Source organism: Ralstonia flaminis (genome assembly GCF_958415495.1).
Classification (GTDB): Bacteria; Pseudomonadota; Gammaproteobacteria; order Burkholderiales; family Burkholderiaceae; genus Ralstonia; species Ralstonia flaminis.
Window position 1 is genome coordinate 34,766 of the sequence record NZ_CATZLL010000005.1, and the last position, 15,411, is coordinate 50,176.

The following is a 15,411-nucleotide window of genomic DNA, read 5'->3' on the forward strand; positions in this document are numbered from 1 at the left end:
TTCAGGTAGCCAGTTTGGCGAGTGCCTGCGCCAGCCGGGCGAGGCCCGCGTCGATCTCCGCCACGTTCACATAGCCGTAGCCAATCAGCAGCCCCGGCAGCGGTGGTTGGGCAACGTGCATCCTGGTCGTGCCATACAAGCCGACGCCCACGCTTTCGGCCAGCTTCAGCACGGCGGGCTCCCGCAGCGGCGCGTGCAGTCGTGCCGCCATGTGAATGCCTGCCGCAGAAGGCACCGGCATCATCCACGGTGCCAGCGGCCCGCGCAGATGCCGCAACAGTGCCTCGCGCCGTGCGGCGTATTCCTTGTGCATGCGGCGCAGGTACTTACCGAAATCGCCGTCGAGCATGAACTTGGCAAGTGCCGCCTGCATGAGCGATTCGCTGTGCCAGTCGGCCACCTGCTTGGCGCGCTGCAGCGGTGCCAGCAACGAGGCCGGTGGCACCACATAGCCGATGCGCAGCTCCGGAAAGATTGTCTTGGAGAACGTGCCCACATAGGCCACGCAGCCGGTGGCATCCAGGCTCTTGAGCGACTCCATTGGCCGGCCGTCGAAACGGAACTCGCTGTCGTAGTCGTCTTCCAGGATGAGCACACCGTGGCGCTGCGCCCAATCGAGCAGTTGCGCTCGGCGCGCGAGGCTCATCGGCATACCCAGCGGAAACTGGTGCGACGGCGTGACGTAGACGAGCTTGGCGTGCGGTGGCACCGCATCCACCACGAGGCCCTCGGCATCCACCGGCACGGGCACCACGTTGGCGCCCAGTGCCTGCAGTGCGATGCGCACGGGCGGATAGCCGGGGTCTTCAATGGCAACGGTATCGCCTGGACGCACCAGCACGCGGGCAATCAGATCGATGGCTTGCTGCGCGCCCTGCGTGACAACGATATCGCCCCATGCGCAGACCACGGCGCGGCTGAAGGCGAGGTAGCGTGAGATCGCCAGACGCAGTGTCTGGTCACCCGCCGGGTCGTGATACGCGCCGCGCCCCCGCGCCTGCAGGCGCAGCCCGTGCGCCACGCAACTGCGCCACTTGTCGAAGGGGAACAAGCGCTTCTCGGTCACGCCACCCACGAAGTCGTAGACGATGCCGGTGCGCGGCGTGGGCAGCACGTCGGGCATGTCGTTCCAGGGTGTGGTGAAGGTGCGTGTGGCCGGCGCGGGTGCAGCAATCTGTGCCGCGGGCGACACGCGCGGCGCGCGGCCTGCAAGCCCCTGCGTGGCCTCGGCCACGAAGGTGCCGGAACCAGCACGCGAACGCAGGTAGCCCTCCGCACTCAGGCGCTCGAACACATCGAGCGTGGTCTTGCGCGACACGCCAATCTGCAGCGCGAGATCGCGCGTGGAAGGCAGCCGCTCGCCGGGCGCAAGGCGGCCGTCGAGAATGGCGGTGCGCAACTGTCGGTACAGCTGGCCGGCAAGATCATGCCGGCCGTGGATCGTCAAATGAACATCCATCGTGGACGCAGAATGCGTTGGGCTGCGCCATTCTACTTACGCACGCTGCGTGCGCGCTGCAGAACCCGCAAGAACAGCACACGCGCCGCGAGCCACAACCCAGCAAGCGCGGCCAGCAGGTAGAACGGGCGAAAGCCAAGCGCAAACGCCAGATGCCCCGCATACGGCACGCGGCTGACAGAGTCGGGGGGGCCGATGGTCAGCAGCAGAGCAGGGCGGGGCATGGTGGGCCTCCTGAGTGGCGGGCTTACAGGATGTCGTCCAGCAGATCGGGGCCGAACACCTCACGATGGATGCGCTCTGCTGGCACACCGCCCGCGAGCAGCGCTGCACGTTGCGCCTGCATGAAGGGCAGCGGGCCGCAGAGGTAGAAATCCGCATCTGCGGCATGCGCTTCGAGGATGGGGTCGACCGCCATGCGGCCAGGTTGGGCGGGACGTGACACGAACTCCGCCGCTTCACCGGACTCCAGGAACACGTGTGCCTCAAAGTTGAGCAGAGCCAGTGCGGCGCGCTCCAGGTCATCGGTGTGCGCGACATGGGCTGCCGCACGATCAGCGTGGCTGAACACGATCTTGCGGGCGCTGTTCTGCTGCGCGAGCGTATTGAGCGTGGCGATCATCGGCGTGATGCCCACACCCGCCGACATCAGCACAATCGGGTTGTCGGTGGTGAGCTGCGGAACGAAATCGCCATAGGGCTGGCTGACCAGCAGGACCTCGCCTTCGCGCGCGCGGGCATGCAGCCAGCTCGACACCGTGCCGGCGGGGCGGTCCACATCACCCGCATCGCGCTTGACCGAGATGCGCCACGTGCGGCCATTCGGCGCGTCCGACAGGCTGTATTGGCGCTGCTGCAGCACACCCGGTGCCAACTCCACCTGCACCGAGATGTACTGCCCCGGCTGAAAGCCCGCCAGCGGTACGTCACCCACCGCTTCCAGCGTGAAGGAGACCACGTCTTCCGCCTGCTGACGGCGCTCGACAATACGAACCGGCTGACGGTGATCCGGGCCGCTGCCAGCGTGTTGATAGAGACGGGCTTCAGCAGCGATCAGCTCGGCGGCGAGCAGCCAGTAAGCCTCATCCCACGCGGCCAGCAGTTCCGGCGTGGCGGCATCGCCCAGCACTTCGGCAATCGCACCCAACAGATGCCGCGCAACGATAGGGTAGTGGCTCGGCTTAAGGCCAACGGCCGCGTGCTTGTGCACGATGCGCCTGACCACCGGGGCCAGCGCTGCGTTGTTACCGTGGTTGGCTGCGTACGCAAACACCGCAGACGCCAGCGACTGCTGCTGCGACCCGTTGGCCTGGTTGCCCATGTTGAACAGGTTGGTCAGCTCGGGGTGGCTGGCGAACATGTTGCGATAAAAGGTCCGGGTGATGGTCAGGCCGTGCTCACGCAGCACGGGCACGCTGGCATCAATCAGGGGCTTGGATCGTTCGGACAGCATGGCAAACTCCAAATATGTGTATTGAATGCAACAAATAAGACGGGGGCGCCGTTGCACTTCTGGCGTGCTGCAGCGTGTTCTTGCGACTTCCTGACACTGATTCTATTAAACGTGCATTTTATATACAACAATAATGCCTGCGGCAAACCGGCGCATCCAAGGCGGCGGCTTACCCGTAAGATGTGTCTTCTATGAATGTTTTACGCACAACGCACCCACTATGCGACTGACCGACTACACCGACTACGCCCTGCGCACGCTGATCTACGTGGCCGTGCACCCGGACGAGCTGGTCACGATCCAGCGCATTGCCGATGCATTCGACATTCCCAAGAACCACCTCATCAAGATCGTGCAGCAGCTCGGGGCCGATGGCTTCCTGCACACCGTGCGCGGGCGTGCCGGCGGCATCGCGCTGGGCCGGCCCGCTGCCGAGATCAACCTGGGCGACGTGGTGCGCGCCACTGAACCCGACTTTCGCCTGGTCGAGTGCTTCCGTGCGGACGACAACCACTGCGTCATCACCCGCGCGTGCGGCCTACGCGGCGTACTGAACGACGCGCTGCGGGCGTATTTCGCGGTGCTCGACACGTACACGCTGCAGGATTTGGTCGATAAGCCCAATGCGTTGAGCCGGGCGTTGGGGGAGGGCGTGGCGTTACCGATGCCGCGGGCGCGCGCCAAGCCGGCCTCGCGCCGGTAGCAGCGTCGCTGCAGTTCCACCCGCCAGAACGCTTCCCCGCGCGCAACCCGCTCACCAGGGCAACTCAGCGTTCTCTAAGGAAAGCACGCCACCTCCTGCGCCGAATTCACCTGAGCGTCATCGTCGGTCACCAAGATTCGGCCCGCGCAAACGTTTCATCTTCGCAAGAGCTAGCCACACGCATGGATGGCCAGAAGCGTTTGCCCGACCTCATCACACCGACTGGAAACCACGATGCTCTCAACAAAAAAGACGCTGATCGCGATTGCTGTGCCTGTGTTCCTGTCCCTCGGCCTCTACGCCTGCGGCGGCAGTGACGACGCCCCCAAGACCGCCGGCACCGACACGACTCCGGCCAACCCAACACCCACCAACCCAACCACGCCGACCCCGCCCGCCAAGCCGCAAGGCGTGTGGACGACGGGCGACCTGCACGTGCACACGGCCGAGTCGGCCGATGCTGTGACGCCGCTGGCGAGCGTGCTCGATCACGCATTCAACCTCAACAGCCTGGACTGGATGGCGGTGTCCAACCACCTGCGTCCGTCGCCGCGCGATGCCACGGGCGCCACGCTGCCGGGCGGGTCGATTGCAGCATCGGCGGGGATCGCGCAGTACGAGATGCCGGCCATTGCGCAGGCACAAGCCGCCGGCAAGTACACGGGCAAGCTGATTTTCTCGGCCACCGAGTGGGACATGCCCACGCACGATCACCTGAACGTCGGCATCTTCGAGGGCACCGACAAGCTGCAGACGTCTGCAAAGGGCTTAAACAAGTTCGAGTACTTCTTCACGCAGCAGGCCGCCGCGCTGTTCAACCCGAACGATGTGGCGGCATGGCAGCAGGAAGGGCCGCGCGCCGGCAGCACGCATGCTGATGTGGTGAACGCCTTCAACTGGCTCAAGACGAACTACCCGAACACCAGCTACGGCCTGATCAACCACCCGTCGCGCAACCCGGGCAAGTACACGGTGGCGGATTTCCGCCAGTTCAACGACACTGCGCCCGACATCATGTTCGGCATCGAGGGCATGGTCGGCAACCAGATGGAGCCCGATCGCGGCGGCTACAACAGCGCCTACATCGACGCCAATCTGCCAAACCGCACCTACGGCGGCGTCGACTACGTGGTCGCGCAAGTCGGTGGCGTCTGGGATGCCCTACTGGGCGAAGGCCGCCGCGTCTGGAACTTTGCGGATTCCGACCACCATTTCCAGGTGGACGCTACGCAGCAGTTCAGCAGCGGCTACTACCCGGGTGAATATGCCAAGACCTACCTCTGGCTGCCGGGCACCAGCACCGACCTGAAGACGCTGCTGGGCGCTATGCGTTCGGGCAAATCGTTCGGCGTATTTGGCGATCTCATCAATGCGCTGGACTTTCACGCTGACAACGCCACCGCCTCGGCTGACATGGGTGGCACGCTCACCGCGAAGGCCGGCGACAAGGTGACGATCACCATCCGCTTCAAGAGCCCCGACCACAACAACTATGAGTACCCGCTGGGCAGCGGCTTCAAGGCCAACATGCGCCCGGTGGTCGACCACGTTGACCTGATCGCCGGTGACGTTGGCCCCAAGGCCGCCCCCGGCACGCCTGCGTATGCGAAGGCGACCAACGACTCCACCAAGGTCGTCGCCACCTTCACCAAGGCGGACTGGAAAGTCGATGCCGACGGCTACAACAGCGTCACGTACACCACCACGGCAACCAAGAACCAGTACTTCCGCCTGCGCGGCACCAACCTCGGCATGAACGTGTCGGGCGAGACCAGCAACGGCAATCCGCTGCCCGACCAGAAGACGGTCGTGACGGAAAACGTGGCGCGCTTCAACGCCATCAATGACCGCAACTACAACGACCTGTGGTTCTACTCGAACCCGGTGTTCGTGTCGGTGCAGTAAGGCCAGCGTAAAGGCAGCTACGGCAGCAACTCAAGCGGCGGCCGGCGCCCCGGCCCGCCGCAGCCACACCGTCACCGCCAACCCGGTGCCGCCGGGCCCGGGCGCCAGCGCAATCTGCCCGCCCATGCGATCGACGATCTGCCGCACGATCGCCAGGCCCAGGCCGCTGCCCTGGGTCTGCGTGCCTGCCAGGCGCGTGAAGCGCTCGAACACGCGTGCGTACGCATCGGGCGGAATGCCGGGGCCGTTGTCAGTCACCGTCAGCATGGCCCAACCGTAGTCGGCCGACACCTGCACGGTGACGTGTCCGCCTTCCTGCGTGTAGCGCACGGCGTTGTCCACCAGGTTGAACAGCAGGGCCGCAACCAGCGTGCGATTGCCCGACGTCCAGACCGGCTGCTCTGCCGCCTCCATCCCCAGGTCAATACGCCGGCCGTCGGCCAGCAGTGCGAGGTCTTCGAGCACGGTGCGCGCCACCTGCAAGAGTTCGACCGTTTCGCTGGTGGCAGCCGAGGCTTCGGCCTGCGAGAGCAACAGCAGATCGTTGATGAGATCGGCCAGATTGCGCGTGCTGGTGCGCGCGGCTTTCAGCACTTCGTGTAGCGCATCGTCGGCGTTGGTTTGCGCGGCCACCTGCATCTGCGTGTCGAGAATCGCCAGCGGCGTGCGCATCTGGTGCGCCGCATCGGCAATAAAGCGCTTCTGCGTGAGTGCGTTGTCGGCAATGCGCTGCAGATATTGATTGAACGCACCGGCAATCGGCTGCAGCTCGCGCTGCAGGCCCTCGGGATCGAGCGGTGCCAGATCGGTGGGCGCGCGTGCCGACACGTTGCCGGCCAACCGCAGAATCGGCCGCAGCTCCAGTGTCAGCCCGATCAGGATCATCGCCAGCGCCAGGCCCACCAGCGCAAGCTGGCGCACGGTGGAAGGCCACCACAACTGCCGGATCATTGCGTCGCGGCCGTTCATGGTTTGCGCCACGCGCGTGACGACACGCTCCGTGCGTCCGGCGTCGTACATGGTGCGCACGACTGCGGCCACGTGCACGGGCTGACCCTCCAGCAGATCGGCATAGGTGCCGGTGTCGGCCAGGCCCACGGTATCAAAGGCGGGGCGCGTGCCGAAATCCAGCCGCCCCGCCAGCAGGCGGCCATCTTCAGTGCTGACCTGATACGCAATCTGGTCGCGCACGGGGGTCTCGGGCGCGGCGAACACCGCCAGCGCTGCCGGCGGCACCGATACGCGCAGGCGGCCGTCTTCCCATTCGATCTGGCCGCTGATCATTTGCGCGGCGGTGTCCAGCGAGTGGTAGTGCACGAGATCAGCGTTGTGGCGCGCGGCCGCCAGATCCAGCCAGGCATCGGCCGCCACATAGACAACCAACGGCAATGCCAGCCACAACACCAGCCGCGCACGCAGGCTGCGCGCGCGTGAGGTGGACGGTGCTGCCGCCCGTGCCGCCAGTTGCTCAGGAGGGTTGGGTCGAAGCATCGCGCAGCAGGTAACCGAGGCCGCGCAGCGTGACGATGGTGGCGGCGGCATGCTCCAGCTTCTTGCGCAGGCGGTGGATGTAGATCTCGATGGCTTCGGGGCTGGCCTCATCGTCCAGGCCGAACACGCCGTTGACCAGCGCGGGCTTGGACACCGTGCGCCCGAGCTTGAGCATGAGGATTTCCAGCACGGTGTGCTCACGCGCGGGCAACACCAGCGGCTGGCCGGCCAGCGCAAAGGTGCGGCTGCCCGTGTGGTAGGCCAGGTCACCACAGTGCAGCTCAACGGATTGATCAGGCGTGCTGCGCCGTACCAACACCTGGATGCGCGCGATCAGCTCGCGGATCTCGAACGGCTTGACGAGGTAGTCATCGGCACCGGCGCCCAGGCAGGCAACCTTGTCGTCGATACCACCGCTGGCGGTCAGGATCAGCACCGGCACGGCGTTGCGGCGACTGCGCAGACGTTGCAATACGCCTTGCCCCGACAGCGTCGGCAACTGCAGGTCGAGCAGCACCACGTCGTAATGCTGCGTGAGCAGCAGGGTATCGGCGGATTCGCCATCCGTGGCGTGATCCACCGTGAAGTGCGCGCGGCGCAACGCTTCAGAGAGCCAGTGCGCCAGCGGGGCGTTGTCTTCGATCAGGAGCAGCTTCATACGAAAACAGCGCGTCTGAAAAATGAAAGCGATTTGTGGGTTGCCGCTTCCTAGAATGGTGACGGCTGCCTACGCGTGCGCTTGGGGCATCACTTGCTGATTGGCCCAATGTTGCAGCGCGCGCGATACCGATATCTACAAAAGAGCCGGAGACAACTCAATGGGTGTTTTTACCTGCAGGGGTGCCCGCACACGCGGCTCCCGGGGCTGGATCACGCCGTTGCTCACTGCCTGTCTGGTGACACTGACGGCAGTGACCTCGCACGCCTTGGCGCAAGACCCCACGCGCCTGACCATCATGGTCAGCGGCACGGCCAAGATGATCTATCTGCCCGCCACCTTGGCACAGCGCCTGGGCTACTTCCGTGACGAAGGGCTGGAGGTGGAGCTACTCTCACAGCCCGCCGGCGTGGATGCGGAAAGCGAACTGCTGACCGGCTTCGCGCAAGGCGTGGTCGGCTTCTACGACCATACGATCGACCTGCAGGCCAAGGGCAAGGAAGTGCGCGCCATCGTGGTCTTCAGCCAGGTGCCGGGCGAGGCGGAAGTGGTGTCCACGCGACTGCCCACCACGGTGGAATCGATGCGCGAGCTGCGCGGCCGCACACTGGGCGTGACGGGCCTGGGTGCATCCACCAGCTTTCTCACGCGCCACCTGATGGCCCAGCAAGGACTGCCTGCGGGTGACTACACCATGCTGCCGGTCGGCGCAGAACACAGCTTCGTCAAAGCGCTGCGCAGCGGCCGCATCGATGCCGGCATGACCACCGACCCGACCGTCTCGCGCTTGGTGCGCAACGGCGAAGCCCGCGTGCTGCTCGATCTGCGCACGCTCGAAGGCACGCGTGCCGCGCTGGGCGGCCCGTATCCGGCGGCGTGCCTGTACCTGCAGACCGAATGGCTCGAAGCCCACCCGGAACTGGCCACCAAACTGGCCCGCGCTTTCGTGCGGACCCTGCGCTACATGCACGCGCACAACGCGGAGGACATTGCCGCGCGCATGCCGGCTGAATTCCGCCACGAACATCCTGAGCTCTACGTCAAATCGCTTGCCGCCGCGTTGCCCACCTTCAGCACCGACGGACGCATGCCGGACGACGGCCCACCCACCGTCCTGCGCGTCCTTGCCACCAGCAATGCCAACGCGCGCGACAAGCACATCGATCTCTCGCGCACCTATACCAACAAGTTTGTCGATCAGGTGCGCGAGCGCTGAACGCTTCGATCAGAACCGCGTGCGCATGCCGATGCCGAACTCGGTCTGGCTGTTGTGGCCGTTGGTCGAGCCCACGATGTACTGATCCTTCAGCTTCATGTAGTCGGCCGCCACGTAGAACTCGGTGCGCTTGGACACGTGATAGAACACCGAGCCGTACAGCGTGCTCTTGCGGCCGCTGCCCGAGGCCGTGGCACCCAGCACGCTCGCGTACGCGTTGAGCGTGTTGCCGTTGGCGTCGAAGGCGGCGTTGTTCGCCTTCATGATCTGGTAGCCGATCTCGTAGTCGAACGCGCCTTGCGGGGCGACCTTCAGCGACACGGTGTAGGCGTTGTCGCTGCGGTTGCCGATCGCGGCCGGCTGCTCGCCGGTGTAGTGGAAGTAGCCGGCGTTGATGCGGAAGATGCCCAGGATCACGTTACCGCCCACCGAATACGAGCGATCGGTAAAGCCATTGACCTTGGCCTGCTGCGCGAAGCCCGCCACGTGGAAGCTGTCGCCGTTGTAGCCCAGGGCGAGTGACTCAGTGCTGCCTTGCGAGAACTGGCCCGGCACTTCGCCAAACTGATAGCCCAGGGCCGTGAGGAAGCGGCCGTCCCACATCTTCTTCCACACCACACCGTTGTTCAGGCGCGTGCCCGTGGCGCTGCCTGCGTAGAAGATCAGTTGCTTGAAGTTGTTGACGTTGGTGTAGCCGCCTTCATCCAGGCCCACCTTGTCGCTGGTGTACGGGTCGCCGTAGATGGCCGAGATATCGCGCGCAATGGCGTTCTGGCGGCCAAAGGTCAGCTTGCCCAGCGCTTCGCTCGACAGGCCCACCCACGCATCACGGTTGAACAGCACGCCCGGGGTGTCCATGTTGCCGGTCGGCGTCTCAAATTCGGATTCCAGCCGGAAGATGGCCGACGTGCCGCCGCCCAGGTCTTCCTTGCCGGTCAGGCCCCAGCGGCTGCCCGAGAACCAGGGCACCTGGAAGCCGGTGGTGCGTGCGCCGGCCGCATTGGTGTTGTTGACGGTGCTGATGGTGGTGTCGATCAGGCCGTAGAGCGTCACGTTCGACGCCTGTGCATGGGCGCCGGTGGTGGCCAGGGTGGCCGCAGCGGCCGCAGTCGCCGCGAGGGCGAACTTGATACGGGACATTGAAGTCTCCTTCCTTTGTGGGTGATGGTGTCCGGTCGTGATGCCGGCTTGAGGGAACGCGCAAGGGCGGTGAATCCAGTCAATCAGGCCGCCCGATGCAATCGCTGGGCGAGCGTAGAGGGGGCCACCTTTCTGGAGCCTTTCGCGTCGGCGTGCGCGCAACGTTAGGGTTCGCCCGCATTGGGGGCGTGGATTGCGCGCGGATCGGGAGCGTTGTTGCGGCGCGCGCTGCAACGCATTGCAGTCGTAGAAACCCGGCTCGGAGTAGAGTGTCGAGTCGTCTTTCTGTCTTTCTCAATCCAACCCGACCTTCCCCATGCATCCGTCCCAAATGACCGGTCTGCAATTGCTGCAGGCCATGTCGCGCGGTGATCTGCCGCGCGCGTCCATCAGCGAAACCATCCCGATGTCGATGGACGCCATCGAATCCGGCGTCGTGCATTTCGGCGCCAAGGCCGACCGCCGCCACCTCAATCCACTGGGTGGCGTGCACGGCGGCTTTGCCGCCACGGTGCTTGATTCGGTGACGGGCTGCGCGGTGCATTCCATGCTCGAAGCCGGCGTCGGCTACGGCACGGTCGACCTGAACGTGAAGATGGTGAAGGCGGTGCCGGTGGATACGCCGCTGGTGGCCGTTGGCCGCGTGCTGCATGTCTCGCGCACGATCGGCGTGTCGGAGGGCACGCTCAAGACGCAGGACGGCACGCTGCTGGCGCATGCCACGGCTACGTGTGTCATTCGCCGTCCATAAGACGCGGCAACAAAGAGAAGGGGGGCCTCAGCGCCCCTCTTTTTTTTTGCGCACGCAACCGGTGATGCTCAAGCCATCCGTTCGACCACAGCCGCCTCAAACAAGGCGTCGACGCCGCTCAGCCGCTCCATCGACCAGATGCGCTGGATCAACGCCTCGCCGTGCGCCCGAGGGATGGCCGCGCCTGCGGTACGCCAGAACTTGGCTTCGATCGCCTGGCGTGTCAGCGGTACGTCGGGCGCGCCCGGCAGGTCGTCAACACGTTCAGACAAGACCTCCCCCGAACGCAGATGCACCGAGATGCGGTTTGGAATGTGCCGCGGATAGAGTGCGGTGAGCGCCGGGTCCTCCTCGACGCGGATCTTGGGCATCAGCGCGCGTACGTCTGCCGCGGTGAGTTTCTCGGGGGTGTAGCTCGCGTTCGTCAACGTGCCATCGATAAGCGCACGCGCCACGATGTAGGGCATGCTGTGGTCGGCCGTCTCCTTGGTGGCTGGCGCCCAGACATACGGCCCGCTTCCGGTGATCCTGTAGCCGAGCTGCGTTGTCGCAACGACCACCTTGTCGATCTGCGCAGGGTCGTGAATCCGCCCCGACAGCCGAATGGCCGCCTCCACCGCAGTCAACGTGTGGCCTTGTGCCGGATACGGTTTCACGAGCACATCGGCAATGCGGAACGGGCGGCCCGCTCCCCCGAACGTCGACGTATCGATAGGAATAGGCTGGCCTGCGACGAGCTTCTCGAACCCATAAGTGCCCTCGAAGACCGGGCTGGGGCCGGTCACCCCCTCGCGCGCCAGCCTTGCGGCAAAGACACCGCTTTTTGCCGCCGATGCATCGGCCAGCCCTTTCCAGTTCGACAGCACCTGGGTTCTGGTCTGGTTCATCGCAATGTGGTCGACGAGCGCGATGTTGACGGCCTGCGTCAATTGCTCGACCGAGAGCTTCATCAGCTTGCCGGCGGTCAGCGCTGCGGTCACCACGCCATAGCTCGGGTTGTCCCAGCCGCGCGGGCTGATGGCGGCGGCGTCGAACAGCCTGCATTCGATTTCGTAGGCGACGAGCGAGGCCAGGATGAAATCCTGGATCGAACGCCGCTCCGATTGCGCCACGGCAAGACTGACCGAGATGAAATCACTCGGATGGCCGATCTCCTTGGCGGCGTATCCATCGTTGAGATCGTAGTAGCGGATGGCCGCGCCGTTGGCGAAGGCCGCAAGCTCCGGCGTCGTGCGGCGCGTCGTTCCGATCAGCGTCGAAGCGTAGCTCGCGTCGGCTTCAGCAAGGTGGAAGCACCGCTGGACCACAGGCTCCTGCAACGCCGCAAGCGCGCAACCGAATGTATCGACCAGACGCAGCTTCAACGCTTCAAGCGCGCCGGCATCGATGTCTTCGTATCGCAGGCGATGCACGTATTCGGCCAGGCGATTGGCGATGGGCAGCACAGTGGTGGCGGCAGGTTTGGCCGCGTCGGCAAGGGGTTGCGCCGACGACGCGCCCGCGAATGCGAAACCGGCGGTACCGGCAAGCGCTCGTAGCAAGAACGTGCGACGGCGCGCAAGCGTGATGGACATGTCACGATCTCCTGATCAGGGTCTGGTTGCGTATCAGAACAGCTTGCGAATGCCCAGCGCCACGCCCGTGCTGACGGACCGGCCGGCAGCGAGCGAGTAGTGCAGGAAGCTGTAGTTGTAGTTGTCGAAGTCCAGCGCGGCGCGGTGCGCATAACCGGCCGCGAGATAGAGCGTCGTGGTCTTCGACGGAAAGTAGTTGAGCTGTACGGTGACCTGCTGCGGATTGGTCAGCTGTGGGGCTGGCTGCCCGGGCGAGGGGTTCTGCGCGCGAACGTTCTCGTAATAGAACGCACAGATAGCCTGGAGGCGCTCAGAGATGCGATAGCGCACCCCCGTCCACAGGAACGTGTAGCGCGTGACGACCAGCGGCGTGCTCACGTTGCCGTTGCCTTCGGTCAGGCCGACGATCCACTCGGCGCGACCCAGCGCGACCATGGCTGCGGCCGAGTAGCGCCGGAAATGCGTGACGTTGCTGAGCTGCGAACCGTTGACGTTGTCATAGGCTGCAGCGAACGACAGCGGGCCGCTCGCATAGTCGAAGCCGGCGCCGTACGCGGCGCTGGTCTGGAACGTGCCCGGCGTGCCGCCCAGGGCGTAGTGCGCCTGCACGGCCAGCGGGCCGGTCTCGAACCGGTACTTCACGACGCTGTTCTCGCGAAAGTTCAGGCCGACGATGGCGCCTGCGGGCTCATACAGCGTGGAGTACGCCCCGGTGGGCGAGTACTTTTCCATGACATCGAACAGCGTGGTGTACTGGCGGCCCAGGCGCAGCATGCCCCACTGGTCGTTCTCCAGCGCCACCCACGCGGAGCGGTCGAAGCCGCCCCCGCCCGAGCCCGTTCCAGTGCCGTTGTTGAGGTTGATGCCGCTTTCCAGGCGGAACGCCGCCCGCCAGCCGCCACCCAGGTCTTCCTTGCCCTTCAAGCCCCAGCGCGAGCCGCTCTTGCCGCCCGAGGCCATGCGCGTCTGCGTGACAGCGCGACCATCGCCCGGCGCTGCCTGGCTGGTCAGGAATTCCGTATAGACGTCGGCGACGCCATACAGGGTGAGGGTGGACTGTGCGCTGGCGCTGGCCGAAAGAAGGCCCAGTCCGCATAGCGCGAACATTCGCGTGGTCATGGTTGTCTCCTGCTGTTTTGATTTTTGGGATACGGCAAGTGCCGGCGGCGCCGGCAAATCAGGGCTACGGCATGCGCCTCTGGCTGGCGGCATGGCGGGCTAGCACGCGGCGCGCGCGTGCGACGCCTGGGGCGTCGACCATCCGTCCGTCGAACCGGAGCGCGCCGCGGCCCTCGGCGCGCGCAGCGTCGAAGGCCGCCAGCAGCGCGCTGGCGTCGGAAACCTCCTCAGCCGAGGGCATGAAGGCGCGGTTGAGCACCGCCACCTGCGCGGGATGGATACAGGTCGCGCCGGCAAAGCCCATGTCGACGGACTGCTGGGCCGCGCGCTCGAAGGCGTCGAGATCGTCCAGCACGTCCAATCCCCCGGTCAGGCCGAGGGGCAGGACGCCGGCGGCTCGGGCGGCAATCACCAGCAACTGTTTCGGCACGCGCAACACCTCGGCGCTGGCACGGCTGTCGCAGGACAGCGCGAAATCGCCGCCGCCAAGCATCAGGGCCGCAATGCGCGGCGTGGCGCGCGCAATGTCACTCATCACCTCGAAGGCGCGCGGCGTTTCGATGATGGCGATGATGCGGGTCCGGCCAAGCGGGGCGCCGCATGCGTCCTCCAGCAACCCCAGCTGTTCATCGATGGCTTCCAGATGCGCTGCGCCACGCACCTTGGGCAAGACGACACCGCTCGCGCCCGCCAGAACGGCGGCACGCAGGTCCGCCGCCATGGGTTCCAGCGGACCGTTGACGCGCACCAACACGTCGTAGCCGATGCGGGCCAGGCGCGGAATCGCTTCGGCAAGCGCGCCGCGCGCCTGCGCCTTCTGCTCATGCGGTACACCGTCTTCCAGATCGAGGATGACGGCATCGGCCCCGCAGACCTCGGCCTTGGCAACGTAGCGGGGGACATGGGCTGGCACGTACAACAGCGAGCGCCAGACCGGTAAGGGTGACGAAAACATATCAACTCACTAAAATGAAAGTGACTTTCATTTTTTGTGTTCGACATCGAATTCGTCAAGACTATCGTTAACCCTTGTGACTGCTTGCACACGCAAATCACCACACCATCCGAGCAGGTTGACGTGGCTATTGCCAAATGCGCTCTCACAAATATAATGAAAACAACTTTCATTTTTTATCGACGCCGTCAGCGCGTCGACCAGCACGTCACGAGGTCCACATGAACACGCAAACAGAGGGCGGCGTCTCCGCGGTCAATCGCGCCCTGACCGTCCTGCTCGCCTTCGGCAACGCCCCCAATGGGCTGATGCTGGCGCAGGTGAGCGAGGCCACCGGGCTGAACATGAGCACGCTGCTGCGCATGTTCGAATCGCTTGAGCAGTTCCGCTTCATCAAGCGGCTGCCGGATGGGCGCTACGTGCTGGGGCCGGCCAACTTTCATCTGGGCATGACGTATCGCGAGTCGTTCCAGCTGCGCGAACACGCCGCGCCGATCCTCGCCCGACTGTCGGAGGAGACCGGCGAAACCGCCGCGTTCTACGTGCGCGAAGGCGACCAGCGCGTCTGCCTGTTCCGCTTCCACGCCGAGCGCTCAGTGCGGACCAATCTGCGCGAGGGCGATCGCTTCCCGCTCGATGTGGGTGCGGCGGGGCACGTGCTGCTGGCGTTTTCCGGCACGCGCGGCGCGGAGCACGAAAAAGTCGTGGAGCAGGGGTACGCCGTCTCCGTTGCCGAGCGCGATGCAGAAAGCGCAGCGATTGCCTGCCCGGTGTTCGGCGTTGGCCGGGTGATCAGCGGTGCGATCTCGTTAGGCATCCCGCGCTACCGCTTCAACAAGAAAGTGCAGAACGACTACCTGCCGCGCGTGCTGGCCGCCGCGGCCGAACTGACACACGCGCTCGGCGGAGACCTCCCGTCGCCAGGCGCCGCCACCCAGGCCGACTCGCTCGGCGCACTGCAGGCGTAGCGCAAGCGGCCCAGCGCGC

The 15,411-nt window shown here is 65.3% G+C and carries 14 protein-coding genes; 5 read left to right on the plus strand and 9 right to left on the minus strand.

The features are described from left to right. Position 1 precedes the first annotated feature (1 nt). Genes pdxR through R2N11_RS08995 form a run of 3 tightly spaced genes read right to left on the minus strand, consistent with a single transcriptional unit; the run spans position 2 to position 2,912 of the window. Positions 2–1,459 (minus strand): MocR-like pyridoxine biosynthesis transcription factor PdxR, encoded by a 1,458-nt coding sequence (pdxR, locus tag R2N11_RS08985; protein WP_316680846.1) that lies wholly within the window; start codon positions 1,457–1,459, stop codon positions 2–4. A gap of 32 nt (positions 1,460–1,491) precedes the next feature. Next, positions 1,492–1,683, minus strand: coding sequence for a hypothetical protein (locus R2N11_RS08990; protein ID WP_316680847.1), 192 nt, complete (start codon positions 1,681–1,683; stop codon positions 1,492–1,494). Between the two features lie 23 nt (positions 1,684–1,706). Further along, positions 1,707–2,912, minus strand: coding sequence for a globin domain-containing protein (locus tag R2N11_RS08995; RefSeq protein WP_316680848.1), 1,206 nt, complete (start codon positions 2,910–2,912; stop codon positions 1,707–1,709). Positions 2,913–3,132: 220 nt separating this feature from the next. On the opposite strand from R2N11_RS08995, the gene R2N11_RS09000 reads away from it, so the two are divergent. Continuing rightward, positions 3,133–3,615 carry an RrF2 family transcriptional regulator gene (locus tag R2N11_RS09000; protein ID WP_199029996.1) on the plus strand — a complete coding sequence of 161 codons (483 nt, stop codon included), beginning with the start codon at positions 3,133–3,135 and terminating at the stop codon, positions 3,613–3,615. Between the two features lie 234 nt (positions 3,616–3,849). Continuing rightward, complete coding sequence (locus tag R2N11_RS09005; RefSeq protein WP_316680849.1) at positions 3,850–5,520, plus strand: S-layer protein; 1,671 nt, start codon at positions 3,850–3,852, stop codon at positions 5,518–5,520. A gap of 30 nt (positions 5,521–5,550) precedes the next feature. Here R2N11_RS09005 and R2N11_RS09010 read toward each other — a convergent pair whose 3' ends face one another. Continuing rightward, positions 5,551–7,011 (minus strand): sensor histidine kinase, encoded by a 1,461-nt coding sequence (locus R2N11_RS09010; RefSeq protein WP_316680850.1) that lies wholly within the window; start codon positions 7,009–7,011, stop codon positions 5,551–5,553. Continuing rightward, positions 6,989–7,669 (minus strand): response regulator, encoded by a 681-nt coding sequence (locus R2N11_RS09015; protein WP_316680851.1) that lies wholly within the window; start codon positions 7,667–7,669, stop codon positions 6,989–6,991. The genes R2N11_RS09010 and R2N11_RS09015 overlap by 23 nt, the downstream gene beginning before the upstream one ends. A gap of 160 nt (positions 7,670–7,829) precedes the next feature. Between R2N11_RS09015 and R2N11_RS09020 the strand changes: the two genes are divergently transcribed. Beyond that, complete coding sequence (locus R2N11_RS09020) at positions 7,830–8,885, plus strand: ABC transporter substrate-binding protein (protein WP_316680852.1); 1,056 nt, start codon at positions 7,830–7,832, stop codon at positions 8,883–8,885. A gap of 9 nt (positions 8,886–8,894) precedes the next feature. Here the strand turns inward: R2N11_RS09020 and R2N11_RS09025 are convergent, their stop codons facing one another. Next, complete coding sequence (locus tag R2N11_RS09025; RefSeq protein ID WP_316680853.1) at positions 8,895–10,025, minus strand: porin; 1,131 nt, start codon at positions 10,023–10,025, stop codon at positions 8,895–8,897. A gap of 316 nt (positions 10,026–10,341) precedes the next feature. Between R2N11_RS09025 and R2N11_RS09030 the strand changes: the two genes are divergently transcribed. Then, a complete protein-coding gene (locus tag R2N11_RS09030) occupies positions 10,342–10,776 on the plus strand; it encodes a PaaI family thioesterase (RefSeq protein ID WP_199030002.1) in 435 nt (144 codons plus the stop codon). 68 nt (positions 10,777–10,844) lie between these two features. Here R2N11_RS09030 and R2N11_RS09035 read toward each other — a convergent pair whose 3' ends face one another. The 3 genes from R2N11_RS09035 to R2N11_RS09045 form a co-directional block, all read right to left on the minus strand. Next, positions 10,845–12,350: an MmgE/PrpD family protein gene (locus R2N11_RS09035; RefSeq protein ID WP_316680854.1), complete on the minus strand. Its 1,506-nt coding sequence runs from the start codon at positions 12,348–12,350 to the stop codon at positions 10,845–10,847. 33 nt (positions 12,351–12,383) lie between these two features. Then, positions 12,384–13,469, minus strand: a complete 1,086-nt coding sequence (locus tag R2N11_RS09040) for a porin (protein ID WP_199032538.1) — start codon at positions 13,467–13,469, stop codon at positions 12,384–12,386. Between the two features lie 64 nt (positions 13,470–13,533). Beyond that, positions 13,534–14,424 carry an HpcH/HpaI aldolase/citrate lyase family protein gene (locus tag R2N11_RS09045; protein WP_199032539.1) on the minus strand — a complete coding sequence of 297 codons (891 nt, stop codon included), beginning with the start codon at positions 14,422–14,424 and terminating at the stop codon, positions 13,534–13,536. A 221-nt stretch (positions 14,425–14,645) separates the two neighbouring features. Between R2N11_RS09045 and R2N11_RS09050 the strand changes: the two genes are divergently transcribed. Further along, positions 14,646–15,392, plus strand: a complete 747-nt coding sequence (locus tag R2N11_RS09050) for an IclR family transcriptional regulator (RefSeq protein ID WP_199032540.1) — start codon at positions 14,646–14,648, stop codon at positions 15,390–15,392. The last annotated feature ends 19 nt before the right edge of the window (positions 15,393–15,411 follow it).